18 protein-coding genes and 1 riboswitch are annotated in these 19,830 nt (G+C 62.6%); of the genes, 11 read left to right on the top strand and 7 right to left on the bottom strand.

Features of this window, described 5'->3' with window-relative positions:
- Positions 1 to 132 precede the first annotated feature (132 nt).
- The 5 genes from bmt to AB4048_RS19655 all read right to left on the bottom strand — a co-directional run bounded on the left by bmt (position 133) and on the right by AB4048_RS19655 (position 5,386).
- On the bottom strand, positions 133 to 1,149 hold the full coding sequence (bmt, locus tag AB4048_RS19675; protein WP_442203673.1) for a betaine--homocysteine S-methyltransferase: 1,017 nt from the start codon (positions 1,147 to 1,149) through the stop codon (positions 133 to 135).
- Between the two features lie 154 nt (positions 1,150 to 1,303).
- On the bottom strand, positions 1,304 to 2,356 hold the full coding sequence (locus AB4048_RS19670; protein WP_442203672.1) for a quaternary amine ABC transporter ATP-binding protein: 1,053 nt from the start codon (positions 2,354 to 2,356) through the stop codon (positions 1,304 to 1,306).
- On the bottom strand, positions 2,349 to 3,260 hold the full coding sequence (locus tag AB4048_RS19665) for an ABC transporter permease (protein ID WP_442203671.1): 912 nt from the start codon (positions 3,258 to 3,260) through the stop codon (positions 2,349 to 2,351). Before AB4048_RS19665 ends, AB4048_RS19670 begins: the two co-directional genes overlap by 8 nt.
- A 233-nt stretch (positions 3,261 to 3,493) precedes the next feature.
- Positions 3,494 to 4,492, bottom strand: a complete 999-nt coding sequence (locus tag AB4048_RS19660; RefSeq protein WP_442203670.1) for an ABC transporter substrate-binding protein — start codon at positions 4,490 to 4,492, stop codon at positions 3,494 to 3,496.
- 750 nt (positions 4,493 to 5,242) lie between these two features.
- Positions 5,243 to 5,386 (bottom strand): hypothetical protein, encoded by a 144-nt coding sequence (locus AB4048_RS19655; RefSeq protein WP_442203669.1) that lies wholly within the window; start codon positions 5,384 to 5,386, stop codon positions 5,243 to 5,245.
- A gap of 233 nt (positions 5,387 to 5,619) precedes the next feature.
- Between AB4048_RS19655 and AB4048_RS19650 the strand changes: the two genes are divergently transcribed.
- Positions 5,620 to 7,074, top strand: coding sequence for a cobyric acid synthase (locus AB4048_RS19650; protein WP_442203668.1), 1,455 nt, complete (start codon positions 5,620 to 5,622; stop codon positions 7,072 to 7,074).
- Positions 7,075 to 7,091: 17 nt separating this feature from the next.
- Here AB4048_RS19650 and AB4048_RS19645 read toward each other — a convergent pair whose 3' ends face one another.
- Complete coding sequence (locus AB4048_RS19645) at positions 7,092 to 8,882, bottom strand: chloride channel protein (RefSeq protein ID WP_442203724.1); 1,791 nt, start codon at positions 8,880 to 8,882, stop codon at positions 7,092 to 7,094.
- Between the two features lie 175 nt (positions 8,883 to 9,057).
- A riboswitch (cobalamin riboswitch) is annotated at positions 9,058 to 9,208 on the top strand.
- Between the two features lie 397 nt (positions 9,209 to 9,605).
- Between AB4048_RS19645 and cobU the strand changes: the two genes are divergently transcribed.
- From cobU to AB4048_RS19605, 8 genes are all read left to right on the top strand, one after another.
- The gene (gene cobU / locus AB4048_RS19640; protein ID WP_442203667.1) at positions 9,606 to 10,130 is read left to right on the top strand and encodes a bifunctional adenosylcobinamide kinase/adenosylcobinamide-phosphate guanylyltransferase; all 525 of its coding nucleotides are present in this window, start codon (positions 9,606 to 9,608) and stop codon (positions 10,128 to 10,130) included.
- Between the two features lie 5 nt (positions 10,131 to 10,135).
- Positions 10,136 to 11,185 (top strand): cobalamin biosynthesis protein CobW, encoded by a 1,050-nt coding sequence (gene cobW, locus AB4048_RS19635; protein ID WP_442203666.1) that lies wholly within the window; start codon positions 10,136 to 10,138, stop codon positions 11,183 to 11,185.
- 117 nt (positions 11,186 to 11,302) lie between these two features.
- The gene (gene cobN, locus AB4048_RS19630) at positions 11,303 to 15,070 is read left to right on the top strand and encodes a cobaltochelatase subunit CobN (protein WP_442203665.1); all 3,768 of its coding nucleotides are present in this window, start codon (positions 11,303 to 11,305) and stop codon (positions 15,068 to 15,070) included.
- The gene (locus AB4048_RS19625) at positions 15,067 to 15,657 is read left to right on the top strand and encodes a dimethylsulfonioproprionate lyase family protein (RefSeq protein ID WP_442203664.1); all 591 of its coding nucleotides are present in this window, start codon (positions 15,067 to 15,069) and stop codon (positions 15,655 to 15,657) included. The genes cobN and AB4048_RS19625 overlap by 4 nt, the downstream gene beginning before the upstream one ends.
- Before the next feature lie 67 nt (positions 15,658 to 15,724).
- Positions 15,725 to 15,985, top strand: a complete 261-nt coding sequence (locus AB4048_RS19620; RefSeq protein ID WP_442203663.1) for a type II toxin-antitoxin system Phd/YefM family antitoxin — start codon at positions 15,725 to 15,727, stop codon at positions 15,983 to 15,985.
- Positions 15,982 to 16,263: a Txe/YoeB family addiction module toxin gene (locus AB4048_RS19615; RefSeq protein ID WP_442203662.1), complete on the top strand. Its 282-nt coding sequence runs from the start codon at positions 15,982 to 15,984 to the stop codon at positions 16,261 to 16,263. Before AB4048_RS19620 ends, AB4048_RS19615 begins: the two co-directional genes overlap by 4 nt.
- Positions 16,264 to 16,271: 8 nt before the next feature.
- Positions 16,272 to 16,904 carry a cob(I)yrinic acid a,c-diamide adenosyltransferase gene (cobO, locus tag AB4048_RS19610; protein WP_442203661.1) on the top strand — a complete coding sequence of 211 codons (633 nt, stop codon included), beginning with the start codon at positions 16,272 to 16,274 and terminating at the stop codon, positions 16,902 to 16,904.
- Positions 16,904 to 17,329: an EamA family transporter gene (locus AB4048_RS19605; protein ID WP_442203660.1), complete on the top strand. Its 426-nt coding sequence runs from the start codon at positions 16,904 to 16,906 to the stop codon at positions 17,327 to 17,329. The genes cobO and AB4048_RS19605 overlap by 1 nt, the downstream gene beginning before the upstream one ends.
- A gap of 62 nt (positions 17,330 to 17,391) precedes the next feature.
- Here the strand turns inward: AB4048_RS19605 and AB4048_RS19600 are convergent, their stop codons facing one another.
- Positions 17,392 to 18,177: a TSUP family transporter gene (locus AB4048_RS19600; protein ID WP_442203659.1), complete on the bottom strand. Its 786-nt coding sequence runs from the start codon at positions 18,175 to 18,177 to the stop codon at positions 17,392 to 17,394.
- Positions 18,178 to 18,280: 103 nt separating this feature from the next.
- Here AB4048_RS19600 and AB4048_RS19595 point away from each other — a divergent pair, with 103 nt between their 5' ends.
- Both AB4048_RS19595 and AB4048_RS19590 read left to right on the top strand, forming a co-directional pair.
- A complete protein-coding gene (locus tag AB4048_RS19595) occupies positions 18,281 to 18,691 on the top strand; it encodes a cobalamin biosynthesis protein (RefSeq protein ID WP_442203658.1) in 411 nt (136 codons plus the stop codon).
- Positions 18,692 to 18,819: 128 nt separating this feature from the next.
- A complete protein-coding gene (locus tag AB4048_RS19590) occupies positions 18,820 to 19,773 on the top strand; it encodes a nucleoside hydrolase (RefSeq protein WP_442203657.1) in 954 nt (317 codons plus the stop codon).
- Positions 19,774 to 19,830: the final 57 nt, after the last annotated feature.

Below are 19,830 nucleotides of genomic sequence, written 5' to 3'. Positions count from 1 at the left end.
GGCATCCGTAGGGATTTGCCGCGTCTCGTGAGAAGTTGTCCGCCAGACCCGATTCCGGCTGGCCTACAACGACTATTCAGCGGGTTGCTTGCGCCAGGCTTGAAGCCCGGCGCAGAACGAGAGGACGATAGATCAGCTGCGACGCCGGCCGCGTTCGCGGGCGGGAGTGGCGCTGCTTTCCTCGGCGGTCTTGTTGCGCAGAGGGCCGATGCGTTCGACGATCATCTCCAGCGTCGGGCGCGGGCCCGGCGTGTAGTCGTCGAGGGCTGCGCGCATGGCGGCAAGGTGGCCGCACGACGTGCCGCAGCAGCCGCCGATGATTTTCGCGCCGGCGTCGCGCGCGAGGCGTGCGTAGTCGGCCATCAGCGGCGGCGTGCCGGAATAGTGGATCTCGGCGCCGCGATACTCTGGAATGCCGCAGTTGCCCTTGACGATGACGGTCGCTTGCGGATCGGCACCGGTCATTTCGAGCAGGCTCGACAGGATGTCGGAGGCACCGACGCCGCAATTGGCGCCGACGGCGAGCGGGCCGCCGCCGATGTCGTTGGCGACGCCATGAATATCCTTCGGATGCAGGCCCATCATCGTCTTGCCGGCGGTGTCGAAGGAGCCGGTATAGGTGTAGGGAAGGCCGACCTTGCCGGCGGCTTCCGCGGCGGCGCGGATTTCTTCCGGCGAAGACATCGTCTCGATCCAGGCGACATCCGCACCCCCGGCCTTCAAACCTTCCATCTGCTCGGCGAAGGCTGCGACCGCGTCGTCATAGGTCAGCGCCCCAAGCGGGATCAAGAGCTCGCCGGTCGGGCCGACGGAGCCGCCGACGATCACCTTGCGGCCGGCGTTGTCGGCAACGGCGCGGGCGATTTCGGCAGCCTTCTTGTTGATCTCGTGCACGCGATCCTGAGCGTGGTGCAGCTTCAGCCGGTGCTTCGTGCCGCCGAAGGTATTGGTCAGGATGATGTCTGCGCCCGCGTCGACGAAGTCCTGGTGCAGCTTGGTGATCCGCTCCGGATGCTCTTCGTTCCAGATTTCGGGCGCCTCGCCGGCCTCAAGGCCCATGGCAAACAGGTTCGTGCCCGTCGCGCCATCGGCAAGCAGCACGCCTTTTTCGGCAAGGAGTTCGGTCAACGGGTTGGAGACGGCGCTCATGGGGTATCCTTGGAGGTTGGAATAGCGGTGATAATATAAAGATGTCTTTATATGACTTCAACGGGTGGAGCGAAAGCACGAAAAGCCCCGCTTCGGCCATTGACAAGAAAAAAGCGCCCGGTGAGGGGCGCTTTTGTGCGGCGGTAAGGCGTTTCTAGGCCGCAGCCATTTCGGCAGTCACGTGCGTCGTCGGCGTCACCATGGCCGTGATGATGCCCTGCAGGTCGATCATGCCGATGGGCTTGCCGGCGGCATCGACCAACACGGCCGAGTGTTGGCCGGCTTCCGTCATCTGCTTGGCGGCGATTTCGAGCACGGTGTCGGCGGCGATGCGCGGGCCGGAGACCTCGCCGGAAACCGGCTTCATGATCGTCTGCGCCTCGATGACGCGGCCACGGTTCACCTCCTTGACGAAGGCGGTGATGTATTCGTCGGCCGGTTTCAGCACGATGTCCTGTCCGCTGCCCTGCTGGACGATATTGCCGTCCCTCAAGATGGCGATCTTGTCGCCAAGCCTGAGCGCCTCGTCGAGGTCGTGGGTGATGAAGACGACGGTCTTCTTCAGCTCCTTCTGCAGGTCGAGGAGCACGCTCTGCATATCAACGCGGATCAATGGGTCGAGGGCCGAAAAGGCCTCGTCCATCAAGAGAATATCGGCATCGTTGGTAAGCGCACGGGCAAGACCGACGCGCTGCTGCATGCCGCCGGAGAGCTGGTTCGGATAGTGGTTCTCGAACCCGCTCAACCCGACGCGATCGATCCAGTAGCGCCCCTTCTTCTCGCTCTCGGCTCGCGCCACGCCCTGGATTTCCAGGCCGTAGATGGTGTTCTCGATGACAGTGCGATGCGGCAGCAGCGCGAACTTCTGGAAAACCATCGCCGTCTTGTGGCGGCGAAACTCGCGCAGATTGCCCTCCGACATCCGGCAAACGTCGGCGCCATCGTAAATCACTTCGCCGGCAGTCGGATCGATGAGGCGGTTGATGTGGCGGATCAACGTCGATTTTCCCGAGCCAGAGAGGCCCATGACGACGGTGATGGCGCCGGCCGGCATGTTGATGTTGATGTCGCGCAGGCCGAGCACGTGGCCGTGCTTGAGGTTGAGTTCGGTCTTCGTCATCCCCTGCTTCACGAGATCGACGAACTCGGAGCTGCGCCGGCCGAAGATCTTGTAGAGGTTTTTGATCTCGATCGCGTGACTAGCCATGAATGACCTCCGAATGCTTCTGAAGCCGCTTGCCGTAGGCCTGGCTGGTCCGGTCGAAGATGATGGCGATGGCAACGAGCGCGAAGCCGTTGAGGAAGCCGACCGTGAAGAACTGGTTGTTGATCGCCTGCAGCGTGTTGCGGCCCAGGCCGCCGACACCGACCATCGAGGCGACGACGACCATGGCGAGCGACATCATGATGGTCTGGTTGATACCGGCCATGATTGTCGGCAGTGCAAGCGGGATCTGCACGTTGAACAGCTTCTGGCTGTGCGACGAGCCGAAGGCGTCGGCCGCTTCGAGCACTTCCGAATCGACGAGCCGGATGCCGAGATTGGTGAGACGGATCATCGGTGGAACCGCGTAGATCACGACGGCGATGAGGCCAGGCACCTTGCCGATGCCGAAAATCACCACGACCGGGATCAGATAGACGAAGCTCGGCATCGTCTGCATCACGTCGAGGGTGGGATTGATGATGGATTGCAACCGGTCGGAGCGGGCCATCAGGATGCCGATCGGCAGGCCGATCAGGATGGCGATCAACGTGCAGACCGTCACCATGGCAAGCGTGACCATCGTGTCGTTCCAGAGGCCGAAGACGCCGATCAAAAGCATGGAGACCGCTGTGCCAAACACGATCTTGACGTTGCGGCTTGCGAAGTAGACGACCGCCAGCATCACCAAGAGAATGATGAACCACGGCGTATTGGTAAACAGCCATTCCAGATAGTTGAGGAACCATTGGAGCGGCCGTACGACGGCATCGATCACGGTTCCGTAGGCGCGCACCAGTCCGCGAAAGCCGTCGTCGATCTGCTTGCGGGCTTCTCGGATAACGGTGTCGCTGATTGCCGGAAAATTGCAAAGCGCGTCCGGCAGGAAACTACATTGCAAAGCCATCGCATTCCCCTTTTTTATCCGGTTTAAGACGTGCCTTTCCCGTGGCTTTCAAGGTGGCCAGTCCAATTGCAGCGCTGTCACCGGTTCTTCAGGCTGCATCACTCCGTGTACAACAACGACTGGCGTAATCGTTTCCTCATTGCGACGTCAAACCGCACCGCTCGTGTCGGTCTGAGAGTTGCGGGCGGGTTCGCGGCAGGCCTTGAGAGCCCGCCGCGCCTGTTCTCAAGCGTTTAGAGGGAGGCCTTGACCTTCGTCGCGACTTCCGGGGAGACCCACTTGGTCCACATGTCGGGGTAGGTTTTCAGGAAGTACTTTGCGCCGTCCTCGTTGGTGCCCTGGTTTTCGGTCATCCAGGCCAGAACCTTGCCGACCGTGCCGTTATCCCATTTGCGGACCTTGACGTAGTCCATCGCGACGCCGGCCTTCTCGGAGAATGCCTTGGTGACGACGGTGAACACGTCGGATACCGGGTAGGAGTTGACCTTCGGGCTGGCGCAATCCTGTATCGCCGTGCAGGCGTCCCATTCCTTCTTGTCGTGCGGGACGCCGAAGCTCAGGCGCACCATCTCGTACTTGCCGAGGATGGCGGTGGGCGCCCAGTAGTAGCCGAACCAGCCGGTCTTCTTTTCGAAGGCGTTGGCGATCGAGCCGTCGAGGCCGGCGGCAGAGCCGGTGTCCACCAGCGTGAAGCCGAGCTTGTCGGCGCCGAGCGCCTTATAGAGGTTCGCCGTGGAGATCTGGCAGTTCCAGCCCGACGGGCAGTTGGTGACGGCGCCCTTGGAAGGATCTTCAGGGGCGGGGAACAGTTCCGGATGCTTCAGCGCGTCCTGGACGGTCTTGATGTCCGGGTGTGCGTCGGCGAGGAATTTCGGGATCCACCAGCCTTCGACGCCACCGTCGCTGAGGAGCGGCGCGGCTTCGATGAGGCGGCCTTCCGACACGGCCTTGTCAAGCGAGGTGCGCACCGCATTGACCCAGAGTTCCGGGGCCATGTCCGGCACGCCCTTTTCGTCCATGGAGGCGAAGGTCGGCTGGGTGTCGCCGGTAACCAGCGTCACGTTGCAGCCGTAGCCTTCATGGAGAATGATCTTGTCGACCTGCGCGGCGACACCGGCCGAAGCCCAGTTCATTTCGGCGATCGACACGTCGCCGCAGTCGGCGGCGTATGCCGTACCGGCAAGCCCATAAAGACCGGCTGCCAATATCGTGGAAGCGATAAGCTTTTTCATATTGAATTATCTCCCAGTGCTCTTGCGGTTAGTTCCTCGGACGGATCGGCATCGCTTCGCCGATCAATCCCCGTCAGCGTGGTCAATTTCCATACCGCTCATCCGCCGCTGACGACGTTTCGCTGGTCCCCTATGCGTAGCGCTTGTTGCTTATTATACGCCTGCGCGGATTAGCCGCGAGCGTGCCGTTTGATCGCCACCCGCTAACCGTAAGGATTCGGTAAGAGAAATCAACCGCTTTGCGCCCGCAGCCGCTTCCGCCACTCCATCGGCAAGTTCCGATAAGCATTTGAATTAGCCTGATTTCGACGGTTCGCGGGCGCAAACCGGCTATCGTGGCAGGCCAATCTTGGGCTGGAACAAGTAAAGGCCCGGGAGTCACGCCTCGCGCGGACGTTTTGTGTTCCATTCACGCCGTTTTTCGATTTTCAGAGAATTCTAAGAAAAATGAAAAAAATCGGCGAGACGAAAAAGTTCGCGCTCCCCTGGGTGCAAAATAACGTTCCGGTAACGATGTCTGGTTATTGCTTTGGGTGCGCGGCGAAGTCTCGCTGCCTCTCCGGATCAGGTATTGCGTCCCGGAGACTGCGTCCTCGACAGGTATAGGCGAGCCCGCAAGCTTTTGACAAAGCCGCGACCGGTATTTTTTACACCGGCGCGGCTTTTACGTTTCTAGCCTATTCTCGGGACAAGTTTCGCGCTTCCCTGGTATAGGAAGCGCTGACTGGCGCGCGATCAACCGGCGCGCGATCAACCGGCGCTGTAGGTGCGGATGAAGCCAACAGTCCCGAAGCGCGTGTCGAGCTGGCGCATCCGGCTCTCCGGGCGATATGCCGAGAGCTTCGAACCCCAGGCGATCTGGATGGAATTCTTGTTGTTGAAGATGAAGAGCATCTGGGTATCCTTCGAACCGGATTTGTCCGGCACAGCGGTTGGCGATTGAGCGTGCAGATAATGGTGATTGCGGCGCGCTACAACGCACGAAATCGTCATCGCATGTCGCAAATTGATCATGCGGAGACGTGGTGCATTTTTGCCAGGCCGGAAGGGTGGCAAATTCTGAGAATCGGGTCGAAAATGAAGCAGCGAAGACATTTGATGGCGTTTAGCCCGAGGGGTTTTTCTCGATGACCCGCACCGTCATGCTGCAAGGCACCGGCTCCGATGTCGGAAAGACGGTATTGGTCGCCGCTCTCTGCCGGCTTGCCGCAAACAGAGGATTGCGGGTCCGCCCGTTCAAGCCGCAGAACATGTCGAACAACGCGGCCGTCGCAGACGACGGCGGCGAGATCGGCCGGGCCCAGTGGCTGCAGTCGCTGGCTGCCCGCGTGCCCTCCAGCGTCCACATGAACCCCGTGCTCCTGAAGCCGCAGACCGACACCGGCAGCCAGATCGTCGTGCAGGGAAAGGTCTGGGGCCAGGCGAAGGGCCGCGACTATCAAAAGCTCAAGCCGCAATTGCTGGGCGCCGTGCTGGAGAGTTTCGCGACCGTCAGGGCCGGAACCGATCTCGTCATCGTCGAGGGCGCCGGTTCCCCGGCCGAGATCAATCTGCGCCCGGGCGATATCGCCAATATGGGCTTTGCCACGCGCGCCAACGTTCCGGTGGTCCTCGTCGGTGACATCGACCGCGGCGGCGTCATCGCCTCGCTGGTCGGCACGCATGCGATCCTCGACGAGGGGGATCGGGCCATGATCCAGGGCTACCTCATCAACAAGTTCCGCGGCGACGTCTCGCTCTTCGACGACGGCATCAAGGCGATTGGAGGCTTCACGGGCTGGCCCTGCTTCGGTGTCGTGCCCTGGCTGAAGGCGGCGGGCCGTTTGCCAGCCGAGGATTCGGTCGTCCTTGAGCGACTGACGCGCGGTTCCGCCGGCGCGCTGAAGGTGGCGGTGCCCGTTCTGCCGCGTATCGCCAATTTCGACGATCTCGACCCGCTCAGCGCCGAGCCTGATGTCGACCTCGTTTTCGTGCGCCCCGGCGAGGCCCTGCCGTCCGATGCGGCGCTGATCGTGCTGCCCGGATCGAAATCGACGATCGGCGACCTCCACGATTTCAAGCGCCAGGGCTGGGATCGCGATCTTTCGGCTCATGTGCGCCGAGGCGGTCGCGTCATCGGCATCTGCGGCGGCTATCAGATGCTGGGCCGCAAGGTCTGTGATCCCCATGGCTTGGAGGGACTGGAGACGGAGACAGAGGGTCTCTCACTCCTCGACGTCGAGACGGAGATGGCGCCGGAAAAGACCGTCCGCAACAGCCACGCCCGCTCCACGGAGTACGACGCTCCGCTCGTGGGCTACGAAATCCATCTCGGGATTACCCGGGGAGCCGATTGCGCCAGGCCCTCCGCCATCATCGACGGCCGGGCCGACGGCGCGATCTCGCCCGATGGCCGTGTCATGGGCACCTACCTGCACGGGCTTTTCGCCAGCGACGCTTTCCGCGCGAAATTGCTTCAAAGTTTCGGCGTGAGCGGCGACAGTACGAATTACCGGCAAAGCGTGGATGCCGCCCTCGACGACATCGCGGCGGAACTGGACGCGGTCCTGGACAAGGAATGGCTGAAGCGTCTGCTGGGGTAGCTTTGCCGCCGGCGACGTCAAATCTCTCCTGAAACCTCACGCCGGCGGCGGTCGAGTTCTTCGCTGTAGCGCCGCAAGGTGTGGCTTTCGCTAAGCTGGCCGATCACCTTGCGCTCGATCAGGTTGTTGACGACGGCGAGGGCTTCGCTTTCGGTCTTGTCAAAGATTGCCGCCGCCTGCTTGGCATTCATCAGCGGCTGCAGGAAATCGTTGCGGTAGCGAACGAAATCCGCCACCCCCCGGCCTTCCTCGACCGTGTCGACGGGGCTGGCATAGATGTCCGCCACGAGCACGATACCGGCATACTTGTCTCCCTCTTCGACGATGATGACGCGCTGCGTCGACCCAATCGGGAAATCGCGCTGGAATTCCTCCATGCTGATGCCCGCCCTTGCGGTGCGGATATCGGGGCGCATCATCCGTTCGACGGTGAGGTTGCGTATCCAGCCGACGTCGTGGGCGCTGCGGATGCTCTCGCCGCGCAGATGGAAACGCCACGTGGCGAAGGAGTAGCCGAACGTCGTGCGCACGACCAGCGAGGAGGTGATGACGGCGGCGAGCACCAACGCGGTGATCGGAAAGTCGCCGGTAATCTCCAGCGCAAGAAAGGTCATCGTCAGCGGCCCGCCGATGACGGCGACCGCGAGCGAGCTCATGCCGACGACGGCATAGATCACCGGCGTCAGCGTCGCGTGGTCGAAATAGGGAGCCGAATAGGCGAAAAGCTTGCCGAGCAGCGCGCCCATGAACAGCGAGGCGAAGAACAGGCCGCCCCTGAAGCCGGACCCGATGGAGATCGCCGAGGCAAACGATTTCAAAAGCAGCAGGCCGATCAATGCCGGAATGGCGACTTCCGTCGATAGGTTGAGATGCAGTGCGCCGTGACCGGCCGACAACACCTGCGGCGAAATCATCGCCAGCAGGCCGACCACGATGCCGCCGATCGCGGGACGAAGCGGCGGCGCGATGGAACTCTTGCGCGCCATCTCCTCGATGAAGGACACCCCCTGCATGAGAAGGATGCCGACGCCGGCGCAGAAAGCGCCGAGCAGAAGGGCCGGAATATAGTCCGCGGGAACGATGCTGCCGAAATCGCCGACGTCGATGACGAATTCGTCGCCGGCGAAAAGGCGGGCGACGAGGGTGGAAATCAGTGCTGAAACGACCACCGGGGTCAGGCTGACGATGGTGTACGTGCCGATGATGAGCTCGAACGCGTAGAAGGCACCGGTCAGCGGCGCGTTGAAGGCGGCGGCGATCGCGCCCGCCGCTCCGCAGCCGACGATGGTTCTGAGGTCGGCGCGGCGAAGCTGCAGCTTGTATCCCAGCTTCGAGGCAATGCCGGCGGCCAGCTGCGTATAGCCGGCCTCAAGGCCGACGGAGGCGCCGAAACCGTTGGAGACAAGGTTCTGGACCGCAACGACGATGCTGTCGGTGAGCGACAGGCGCCCGCCATGCAGCGCGTTCGCTTCGATGGGGTCGACCATCGGTTTCTTGCGGGTGCGGGCAAGGATGAAGAGCATGATCCCGAGGAGCACGCCGCCGACGATCGGGGCGGTGAGAAGCAGCAGGTTGTTGTCGATCGCGGCGGAGCTCAGCCGGTCGGCCTCGTCGATGCCGAAGATCAACGCGTGCATGCGCCGCGAGATGAGGCTCATTACAGTCACCGCCAGGCCGGACGTGACGCCAACGAAGGCGCCGGCAATGACGAGGCCAAGCTCGCTGCGGCGCATCAGCGCCCTTAGACGGCCAAGATCGAATAGGGTTGTGAGAGCGCCGAAGCGGCGGCGCTGGAATTTCTGCAGCATGGGAAGAACGATGTCGCGCTGGTGTCCGAGGGTTAGGACGGTATATGTCGTTAACGTCAAATAATTGCGGCAAAATACTGACTCATGCTGGATTTATTGCAGCCGGCTTCGTCAACGGAACAGGCTGTGTCGCGTCCTTGGGCCTTCGTTGACTTGGCGAAAGCGAAAGCCTAATCATGACCGCCTTACGGATGGTTCCTGGGCGGCGGCCTGCCGCACGGGATCAAAAGGGAATGCGGCGGGACGGACCCAAACCGGGCGTCCTCATCGCAGCCGACCCCGCGACTGTAGAGCGGTCAGGGTCCTATCGTCCGGTTTGCTGCGGCTCCTGGCCGACTGTCCGCATGAGGTGGGCGGGCGAGGGGTTCAAGGAAGCCGGAAAAGCCACTGGCGTGGCATCATGATCTACCGGGGTTGGACGCCTCTATTTCTACGAATCGTCCGCCTTTTCATGATGATCGAGCCGGGAAGGCGAGAAGGATCCGCAGGCGTCGCGATCAGGGCGACCGGTTTCCGGTTCGCCTCGATCGCAGCGCCGCACCCGCGAGCCAGGAGACCTGCCATGCGTGCCGGGCGAAGAGCCCACCAAAGGAACGGAAGTTCCGCTGCCAGCACGGAGGTTGTCATGGCACTTCAGGCTTCTCGGGGCATCGACGCCGGCTTTTATGCTGCCGCCATCCCCTGTGGGATCGAGCTGCCCGCGCCGGCAATGGGCGGGCGCTGATGGTGGAGATTTCTTCTCGTTCGGCCTTTATTCTCGGCGGCGCCCGTTCGGGCAAATCGCGCTTTGCCGAACAGTTGGTCGCAGCCTCCGGCCTCGATCGCCACTATGTCGCGACGGGGCGTGCCTGGGACGACGAGATGGGCGCGCGCATTGCCAGCCACCAGGTGAATCGCGGCGATCTTTGGACGACGCATGAGGAGCCTCTCGATCTCGTTCGCCGGCTTGCCGCGATCGATCTGGGGAGCCGTGCGATCCTTGTCGATTGCCTGACCCTATGGGTTACCAATCTCATGATGGAGGGTCGGGATCTCGCCTCCGAATTCGCCGCCCTTGCCGATTATCTGCCAAGCGCGCGAGCGCTGATCGTCCTTGTTTCCAACGAGGTCGGTCTTGGCATCGTGCCGGAAAACCGCATGGCGCGCGAATTCCGCGACCATGCCGGACGGCTGCATCAAATGGTCGCCGCGGCGGCATTCGAAGTCTATTTCGTGGCAGCGGGACTGCCGCTCAAAATGAAGGGTTGAATTGCATGAACCAGGAAAAGATCCCCGCAACCGTCATCACCGGCTTTCTGGGCGCCGGCAAGACGACGATGATCCGCAACCTGTTGCAGAACGCGGGCGGCAAGAAGATCGCGCTCATCATCAACGAGTTCGGCGATCTCGGCGTCGATGGCGACGTCTTGAAGGGATGCGGCGCGGAGGCCTGCACCGAGGACGATATCATCGAGCTGACCAACGGCTGCATCTGCTGCACGGTCGCCGACGACTTCATCCCCACCATGACGAAGCTCCTGGAGCGCGAACGCCGCCCCGATCATATTATCATCGAGACCTCGGGCCTCGCTTTGCCGCAGCCGCTGGTCGCGGCCTTCAACTGGCCGGATATCCGCAGCGAAGTGACGGTGGACGGCGTTGTGACCGTGGTCGATAGCGCTGCCGTCGCCGCCGGCCGTTTCGCCGATGACCATGATGCCGTCCATGCCCGCCGCAAGGAGGACGAAGCGCTCGATCACGAAAGCCCGATCGAGGAGCTGTTCGAGGATCAGCTGACCTGCGCCGATCTGATCGTGCTCAACAAAACCGATCTGCTCGACCGGGCGGGCATTGCCAGCGTTCGCGCCGAGGTCGCCTCGCGCACGCATCGCAAGCCGACGATGATCGAAGCGAGGAACGGCGAGGTGTCCGCCGCGATACTGCTCGGCCTCGGCGTGGGCACCGAGGGCGACATCGCCAACCGCAAATCCCACCACGAATTGGAGCACGAGGACGGTGCCCCGCACGACCACGACGAATTCGACAGCTTCGTCGTCGATCTCGGCCCGATCGCCGAGCCGGTGACCTTCATCGAACGGCTGAAAACCGTCATCGGCCAGCACGACGTGCTGCGGTTGAAGGGCTTCGTCGATGTGCCTGGAAAGACCATGCGCCTGCAGGTCCAGGCGGTCGGCAGCCGCATCGACCATTATTTCGACCGCGCCTGGGTGCCGGGCGAGGAGCGCGCCAGCCGGCTGGTGGTGATCGGGCTGCATGACATGGACGAGGCAGTCGTGCGCGGGGCGATCGAGGCGCTGGTCTGACATGGCGCCCAGCGGTCGCGGCCAGCCCCCTCTGTCACTTCGTGACATCTCCCCCGCAAGGGGGGAGGTCGGGAGTTCGCGGCTCGCTAAGACCCGGCAGGACAAAGTGGTGTCATCATGCATCTCCTCCTAGCCCAGCAAGGAACGATCGCTGACGGCGATGAGGCGATCGATCTCGGCCAGTCGCCGGGGGACATCCTGTTCCTCTCGGCCGCCGACACCGAGCTTGCGGCCGTTGCCGCGGCTTACGGGCAGGGCGACGAGCGGCATTCGCTGCGGCTAGCGAGCCTGATGAGCCTCAAGCACCCGATGTCGGTCGATACCTACATCGAGCGCACCGCGCGCCATGCGAAGCTGATCATCGTCCGCGCGCTCGGCGGCGCCAGCTATTTCAACTATGCACTGGAAGCGCTGCACGCTGTCGCCGCTCGTCAGGGAGCGCTGATCGCGGCACTACCGGGCGATTCCAAGCCGGATCCCGGGCTGACCCCGTTTTCCAACGTTGCGCTCGACGATCTCAACGCGCTCTGGTCCTATCTGATCGAGGGCGGGGATGCGAATGCGCGGTCATTTCTCGCCTATGCCTCGGCGATGCTCTCCGGTGCTGAAAAGCCGGAACCGGCGGCGCCGTTGATGAAGGCCGGCATCTGGTGGCCGGGAAGGGGCGTGATCGGGCTTGACCAATGGCGGCAGGTTGCCGGCGGCGCCGCAGGGCCGATCGTCGCTATCAGCTTCTACCGCGCCCTCGTCCAGAGCGGCGAGACCAAGCCGGTCGAAGCCCTGATCGATGCATTGACGGCCGAGGGCATTCGGGCGCTGCCGGTTTTTGCCTACAGCCTCAAGGACCCCGTATCGAAGGGCATTCTCGAAAGCGTCTTTTCCGAGCTGAAGCCCGACGTCGTCGTCAACACCACCGGCTTTGCGGTCTCCGCGCCCGGTGCGAACCGCGAGCCCACGGTTCTGGAAATGAACGACGCCGTGGTGTTGCAGGCGATCTTCTCGGCCTCCTCGCGTGAGGCTTGGGAGGCGTCGTCGCAAGGGCTCTCGGCGCGCGATCTGGGCATGAACGTGGCGCTGCCGGAGGTCGATGGACGCGTGCTTGCCCGCGCCGTCTCCTTTAAGGTCGCTGCCCGCTACGACAGCAAAGTCGAGGCCAATATCGTCGCCAGCGTCCCGGCTAAGGACAGGATGCGCTACACCGCGCGGCTTGCGGCGAACTGGGCGCACCTGCGCCGGACAACGCCCCGCGACCGCCGCGTCGCGCTCATCATGGCGAACTATCCCAACCGCGACGGCCGGCTCGGCAACGGCGTCGGGCTGGACACGCCGGCGGGTACCATCGAGGTGCTCGGTGCGATGCTTTCGGCTGGCTATCCCGTTGCCGATGTGCCGGTTGACGGCGATGCGTTGATGCGGCATCTGGCGGAAGGCCCGACGAACTCCGGGCGCGACGGCAAGCTGGTGCGCGAGGTACTTTCCCTCAACCGATACAAAAGCTTCTTTGCATCTCTTCCCATTCAGATTCAGGACGAAATCACCGCGCGTTGGGGCGCGCCGGAGGCCGATCCGTATTTTCTGAGCGAGGGGTTCGCGCTGCCGCTCTGCCGTTTCGGTGGCGTGCTGGTCGGTATCCAGCCGGCGCGCGGCTACAACATCGATCCGAAGGAAAGCTATCATTCGCCGGATTTGGTGCCGCCGCACGGCTATCTCGCCTTCTATGCCTTCCTGCGCGAAGAGTTTGACGCTCATGCCGTCATCCACATGGGAAAGCACGGCAATCTCGAATGGCTACCGGGCAAGGCTCTGGCGCTATCCGAGACCTGCTATCCGGAGGCTATCCTCGGTCCGCTGCCGCATCTCTATCCCTTCATCGTCAACGATCCGGGCGAGGGCACGCAGGCCAAGCGCCGGACGAGCGCCGTCATCATCGACCACCTGACGCCGCCGCTGACCCGCGCCGAAAGCTATGGACCGCTGAAGGATCTGGAAGCGCTGGTCGACGAATATTACGAGGCTTCCGGCAGCGACCCGCGCCGCATTCGCCTGCTGCGCAAGCAAATTCTGCATCTTGTCGCCGACATCGGGCTCGACCAGGATGCCGGCATCGCCAAGGATGAAGGCGAGGACAGCGCGCTGAAGAAACTCGACGCCTATCTCTGCGACCTCAAGGAATTGCAGATCCGCGACGGCCTGCACATCTTCGGCGTTTCGCCTGAGGGGCGGTTGCTGACCGATCTGACCGTCGCGCTGGCACGCGTGCCGCGCGGCCTCGGCGAGGGCGGCGATATGAGCCTGCAGCGGGCGATCGCTGGCGATGCGGGATTGAAGGGCCTGGCGGGGGCTCACCCGCTGTTCGACCCCCTCGACTGCGACATGGCGGCGTCCTGGGACGGTTTGCGCCCGGAACCGCTGCAGGACGTCTCGAACGACCCGTGGCGCACCAACGGCGACACCGTCGAGCGTATCGAACTATTGGCGGCCAGGCTTGTGTCGGGCGAGACGGTCTGTCCAGACGACTGGACAAAGACCGGCGCCGTTCTTGCCGAGATCGAAAACCGTCTAAGGCCCTCGATCCACGCCTGCGGCCCGGCCGAGATCGAAGCGCTGTTGAGAGGTCTCGACGGCCGCTTCGTGCCGCCCGGCCCTTCCGGCGCGCCGACGCGGGGGCGGCCCGACGTTTTGCCGACGGGGCGCAATTTCTATTCCATCGACAGCCGCGCCGTGCCGACGCCTGCCGCTTACGAACTCGGCAAGAAATCCGCCGAATTGCTGGTCAGACGCTACGTCCAGGATCACGGCGAATGGCCGGTCTCTTTCGGGCTGACCGCCTGGGGCACCTCGAACATGCGCACCGGCGGCGACGATATCGCGCAAGGCTTGGCGCTGATCGGCGTCAAGCCGGTCTGGGACATGGCCTCGCGGCGCGTCACCGGTTACGAGATCATTCCGCAGGCGATGCTGAGACGGCCGCGCGTGGACGTGACGCTCCGCATTTCCGGCTTCTTCCGTGATGCCTTTCCCGAGCAAATCGCGCTTTTTGACAAGGCGATCCGGGCTGTTGGCGCGCTCGAAGAGGATGCGGCCGACAATCCGATCGCAGAGCGCATGCGCGGCGAGACGGCGCGGCTTACGGCAGCCGGTCTCGACGAGGCGACCGCGGCCAAGCGAGCCGGCTTCCGCGTATTCGGGTCCAAGCCCGGCGCCTATGGCGCCGGCCTGCAGGCATTGATCGACGAGAAGGGCTGGGAGCACCGCGCCGATCTGGCGGAAGCCTATCTCGTCTGGGGAAGCTACGCTTATGGCGCAGGCGACGAGGGCAGCGCAGAGCGTGGCGTCTTCGAGGAGCGCTTGCGCTCCATCCAGGCCGTGGTGCAGAACCAGGACAACCGAGAGCACGATCTCCTCGATAGCGACGACTATTACCAGTTCGAGGGCGGCATGGCGGCGGCGGCCGAAAAGCTCGGCGGCAGTCGGCCGGCGATCTACCACAACGACCATTCACGGCCGGAAAAGCCGGTGATCCGCTCGCTCGAGGAAGAGATCGGCCGTGTCGTTCGCGGCCGGGTCGTCAATCCGAAGTGGATCGCCGGCGTCATGCGCCACGGCTACAGGGGTGCTGCCGAAATCGCCGCCACCGTCGACTATCTCTTTGCGTTCGCTGCAACGACGGGTGCCGTGCGGAACCACCATTTCGAGGCGGTCTACCAGGCCTTCGTCGCGGACCACCTCGTGCGCGATTTCATGGCCGAGAAGAACCCGGCGGCATTGAACGAGATGAAGGCGCGCCTGCTCGAAGCAATCGATCGCGGGCTCTGGATCCCGCGCAGCAATTCGGCACAGTTCGACCTGCAGGCGACTGGCTCAGCCGAGGCGCTGCTTTCATGAGCGATCTGACACCCCTGCTGCACAGCTTCCGCGCTTATCTCGCCTCCCATGAGACCGAGGTGCTGGCGCGGTTCCTGAATGGTTTCGATTGGGAGATGCCCGAACGTCTGCTTGCGCCCCGCAGCCTGCCGGTCGTCAGTTATCTTGCGCCGGTGATCTCGGATAATCGCGAGACTATTCTGCTGCGCGCCCTCATGCATGCGGCGCCCTCACTTCACTGGGCGCAGACATATAACGCCGATGATTTCGGAAATGCCTTCCTTAAGCGCTATGGCTGGACCGAGCTGTTCGGCACCCGCGGCCATTTCGAAAGTGAAGTCATGGCCGGCGGCTTCCTGATGCTCGGCCCTGGCATCCACTACCCCGACCACCACCATGTCGCCGAGGAAATCTATATCCCGCTGACCGGTGGATCGCTGTGGAGCAAGGAAGGCGGCACCTTTGAGGAGCGGCACCCGGGAGAAATGATCCATCATCCGTCGGATGCGCGTCACGCCATGAAGACGAGTGGGGAGCCGCTGGTCGCCCTCTATCTCTGGCGCGGCGGCCCTTTGGCAGAGAAATCGACGATTTCCGGTGAGCGGTGAGACATAATTTCACGACTACGTGCCTTGGATGTACGTATTTATGTACAGAAATCGTATGGAGAGCATCATGGCCCATGTCGGCTTCACGGAGTTCAGACAAAATCTCGCATCGCATCTGGACGCGGTCATCGATAGTCGCGCGCCGCTCTTTGTCACGCGCAACAAGCAGAAGGCCGTCGTTGTCATTTCCGAGGAAGAATATGAGAGCATGCAGGAGACGCTTCATCTGATGAGCAATCCTGTGAACGCGCAGCTTCTTCGCGAGTCCATTGCGGAGATGGAGGCCGGTGGCGCAGTTGACCATGATATTGTGGAACGCAAGCCGTGAAATTGGCTTCGTCGCACCGTGCATGGCTCGATTACGTCTATTGGCAGCAAAATGACTGGAGCTGCGTTGAAAAAATCAACGTGCTCATCAAGGAGTGCATGCGAACGCCTTTTGCAGGTGTCGGCAAGCCTGAGCCGTTGCGCGGTGAGCTTCGCGGTTTTTGGTCCCGCCGTATCTCAGGTGAGCATCGCTTAGTCTACCGCGTTCGCGGATCTGCCGACGAGCAGGTGCTCGAAATAGCCTACTGCCGTTTCCACTACATACGTCCAGAAAAGTGAGCATTCGAATGACCGACGATATCGACAACCTTACCGGCAAAGAAGACGCCCGCCATTCCGAAAAGATGGCGAAGAAGAAGGCGGCGCGCGACAAGATCATGGCCACGAAGACCGATGAGAAGGGCCTGATCATCGTCCACACAGGCAAGGGCAAGGGTAAGTCGTCGTCTGCGTTCGGCATGATCTTCCGGCATATCGCGCACCGGAAACCCTCGGCCGTCGTGCAGTTCATCAAGGGCGCGATGTGGACCGGCGAGCGCGACCTGATCGAGAAGCATTTTTCCGATATCTGCCAGTTCCATACCATGGGCGAGGGGTTTACCTGGGAAACGCAGGACCGCGCCCGCGACGTTGCGGCGGCTGCTGCCGCCTGGGAGAAGGCAAAGGATCTGATCCGCGACGAGCGCAACTCCATGGTGCTGCTTGACGAGATCAATATCGCGCTGCGCTACGACTACCTCGACATCAACGAGGTCGTGAATTTCCTGAAGACGGAAAAGCCGCATATGACCCACGTCGTGCTCACTGGCCGGAACGCCAAGGAAGATCTGATCGAGATCGCCGATCTCGTGACGGAGATGGAGCTGATCAAGCATCCGTTCCGCTCCGGCATCAAGGGTCAGCCGGGCGTCGAATTCTGATGACCCAGAGCTGGCTGTTCTGGGCGATCCTTTCGGCGGCTTTCGCGGCGCTGACGGCGATTTTCGCCAAGATCGGCGTCGCCGGCGTCAACTCCGATCTGGCGACGCTGATCCGCACGTTGATCATCGTCGTCGTCCTGGCAGCCATCGTCGCCGCCACGGGCCAATGGCAACCCCCGTCCACGATCTCGGGAAAGACCTGGCTCTTCCTCGGCCTTTCCGGCATGGCGACCGGTGCCTCGTGGCTTGCCTATTTTCGCGCTCTGAAGCTTGGGGACGCTGCCCGCGTCGCCCCGATCGACAAGCTCTCCATCGTGCTCGTCGCCGTCTTCGGCGTCATCTTTCTCGGCGAGAAGCTCCATCTCGTCAATTGGCTGGGCGTGGCGCTCATCGCCAGCGGCGCCTTGCTGCTGGCGCTCTTTTGACGTGCCTCAGTTATCGAAAAAATCCGAACTCGCGCGGAATGCCTTAGGCGAAACAAAACAGCCTATATGCCGAGCCACATCCGAACGGGGTTTGTCGGATCCGAGATCAGTTTGACGGCAAAGGCGATGCAGACGCAGACGAGCAGCGGCTTGATGATTTTGGAACCGTTGCGCATGGCGAAGCGCGAGCCGGCCTGCGCGCCGAGAAATTGGCCAACGCCCATCATAAGGCCGATCTTCCAGAGAATCACGCCATAGGAGGCGAAGACGATGAGCGAGCCGAGATTGGAGCCGAAATTGAGGAGCTTCGTGTGCGCGGTCGCCTTGAGAAGGCCGTAGCCCGCGAGCGTCACGAAGGCGAGCATGAAAAAGGAGCCGGTGCCCGGACCGAATGCGCCGTCATAAAAGGCGATGAGCGGCACCAGCGTCAATCCGAACACCGTCTTGCTGATGCGGTGATGGCGCTCGATATCGCCGAGGTTGGGCTTGAGGGCGAAATAGACTGCGATAGCTATCAGCAGGAAGGGCAGCATGCCGCGCAGCAGGTCGCCCGGCAGGATGGTCGCAAGCGTCGCCCCAAGTGCGCCGCCGCCGACCGCCATCAGCCCCAGCAGCAATTGCGAGGGAAGGTGTACATGACCTTTTCGGGCATAGGCGATGGTCGCCGAGGCGGCGCCGAAGATCGACTGTGCCTTGTTGGTGCCCAGCATCTGCAGCGGCGGTAGGCCGACGATCAGCATGGCGGGCACGGTGATCAGCCCGCCGCCGCCGGCGATCGAATCGACGAAACCGGCAAAGAAGGCAGCGACGAAGAGAAGAAGAATGAGATGGGGGGCAAGGTCTTGCAAGGCAGGGACTCGAACGACTGGAATGCGCTATCTTGCATTCGCGACAAAGCGCGGCAACTGCCGTTGGGCCATAGTCCGGCAAAATGTGAACGAGAGGGCATTCATGACGGTGGGAAACGATCGACCGATGGCGGGCCGTTTCGTGGTCGGCCTGGGTTGTGAACGAGCCGCCCCGATCGAGGACGTCTGCGCTCTTGCCGAACGCGCGCTTCGCGAAGCGGGGATAGCGCCCGAAGAGGTGGCGGCGCTGGCCTCGATCGACATGAAGGAAGGTGAGCCCGCGATCCTGGAAGCGGCACGACGTCTGAACGTACCTGCACGGTTCTTCAGCGCCGGAAGGCTCGAGGAAGAGACCCCGCGGCTTAAGAACCCGTCGGAACTCGTCTTTGCGCGGGTCGGCTGTCATGGGGTGGCGGAAGCGGCAGCGCTTGCGGCCGCAGGCCCTGCGGCGGAGCTGGTGTTGGCGAAGATAAAATCCGCCTTCGCAACGGCCGCGATTGCCGAAATGGAATAGATCCTTGCCGATCCCTGCGATGGCGTTCGGCAGCTTGCGTGGTTGCGGAAATGCGCGCGGCGGCTATGGTGATGCCGCGCCGACGCAGCAGTTGCGAGCAGCTCGGCGCGGGATAACAGGGACTAATCATGCACAAGGTCATCTACGATACTGATCCGGGCGTCGACGACGCCATGGCTCTTCTCTTCCTGCATCGCCATCCTTTGATCGATCTGCTGGGCATCACGACGGTGTTCGGCAATGCTTCCGTCGAGACGACGACGCGCAACGCACTGTTTCTCAAGCGGGAGTGGGGCATTCCGTGCCCGGTCGCGCGGGGCGCTGGCGTAACCTTCGATCCGTCGCGCCAGGAGCGGCCGTGGCCGACCTTCGTGCATGGCGACAATGGCCTCGGCGGTATCGACGTGCCTGAGGTCATCGACCTGCCGCTCGATCCGCGCCCGGCTTATCGCTTCATCATCGATACGGTGCGCGCAAATCCGGGCGAGGTGACACTGGTCGCCGTCGGTCGCATGACGAACCTAGCGCTTGCTCTGAAACACGATCCGGAAATTGCAACGCTGGTGAAGGATGTCGTCATCATGGGCGGCAATTTCTACGTTCCGGGCAATGTCTCGCCGGTGGCGGAAGCCAATATCCACGGCGATCCGGAGGCAGCGGACGTCGTCATGACGGCGGCGTGGAAGGTGGTCGTGGTCGGCCTCGACGTCACGGCGGTGACGATCATGAGCCGCAGCTATCTCGCCGACATGGCGAAGGTCGGCGGCAAGGATGTCCAGCTCCTCAACGACCTGTCGCAATCCTACATCGATTTCTACAAGCACGCCGTCGAGGATGGCATGATGGTGCATGACAGCTGCGCCTGCGTCTATGTCGTCGCGCCGGAGCTGTTTTCGATCGTCACCGGGCCGGTGCGCGTGGTCTGCGGCGGCATCGCCGACGGCCAGACGATCGTCAAGCCGGACGGCATGCGCTTCCCGCCGGGCGACTGGGACGACCTGCCGAGCCAGATCGTCTGCACCGGTATCGAATCGGAGAAGGTCATCGATCTGATCTCCGACACCATCTTGCGCAGGGTTTGAGGAAGATCGGAATGTCACGCCACATTCTCCCGCTTGTGCGAGCGAGCGGGTCTTCCT

The organism is Rhizobium sp. RAF56 (genome assembly GCF_052113965.1).
Lineage (GTDB): Bacteria > Pseudomonadota > Alphaproteobacteria > Rhizobiales > Rhizobiaceae > Rhizobium.
The sequence above is the reverse complement of the archived record's forward strand: the minus strand, read 5'-3'. Positions and strand labels throughout refer to the sequence as shown.

Coding starts and splice junctions, on each gene's coding strand:
- cobU (WP_442203667.1), top strand. CDS start 9,606: ATGGTGGAGATTTCTTCTCGTTCGGCCTTTATTCTCGGCGGCGCCCGT.
- AB4048_RS19595 (WP_442203658.1), top strand. CDS start 18,281: ATGACGGTGGGAAACGATCGACCGATGGCGGGCCGTTTCGTGGTCGGC.
- cobN (WP_442203665.1), top strand. CDS start 11,303: ATGCATCTCCTCCTAGCCCAGCAAGGAACGATCGCTGACGGCGATGAG.
- cobW (WP_442203666.1), top strand. CDS start 10,136: ATGAACCAGGAAAAGATCCCCGCAACCGTCATCACCGGCTTTCTGGGC.
- AB4048_RS19660 (WP_442203670.1), bottom strand. CDS start 4,492: ATGAAAAAGCTTATCGCTTCCACGATATTGGCAGCCGGTCTTTATGGG.
- AB4048_RS19590 (WP_442203657.1), top strand. CDS start 18,820: ATGCACAAGGTCATCTACGATACTGATCCGGGCGTCGACGACGCCATG.
- AB4048_RS19670 (WP_442203672.1), bottom strand. CDS start 2,356: ATGGCTAGTCACGCGATCGAGATCAAAAACCTCTACAAGATCTTCGGC.
- bmt (WP_442203673.1), bottom strand. CDS start 1,149: ATGAGCGCCGTCTCCAACCCGTTGACCGAACTCCTTGCCGAAAAAGGC.
- cobO (WP_442203661.1), top strand. CDS start 16,272: ATGACCGACGATATCGACAACCTTACCGGCAAAGAAGACGCCCGCCAT.
- AB4048_RS19625 (WP_442203664.1), top strand. CDS start 15,067: ATGAGCGATCTGACACCCCTGCTGCACAGCTTCCGCGCTTATCTCGCC.
- AB4048_RS19650 (WP_442203668.1), top strand. CDS start 5,620: ATGACCCGCACCGTCATGCTGCAAGGCACCGGCTCCGATGTCGGAAAG.
- AB4048_RS19665 (WP_442203671.1), bottom strand. CDS start 3,260: ATGGCTTTGCAATGTAGTTTCCTGCCGGACGCGCTTTGCAATTTTCCG.
- AB4048_RS19645 (WP_442203724.1), bottom strand. CDS start 8,882: ATGCTGCAGAAATTCCAGCGCCGCCGCTTCGGCGCTCTCACAACCCTA.
- AB4048_RS19655 (WP_442203669.1), bottom strand. CDS start 5,386: ATGCTCTTCATCTTCAACAACAAGAATTCCATCCAGATCGCCTGGGGT.
- AB4048_RS19620 (WP_442203663.1), top strand. CDS start 15,725: ATGGCCCATGTCGGCTTCACGGAGTTCAGACAAAATCTCGCATCGCAT.
- AB4048_RS19605 (WP_442203660.1), top strand. CDS start 16,904: ATGACCCAGAGCTGGCTGTTCTGGGCGATCCTTTCGGCGGCTTTCGCG.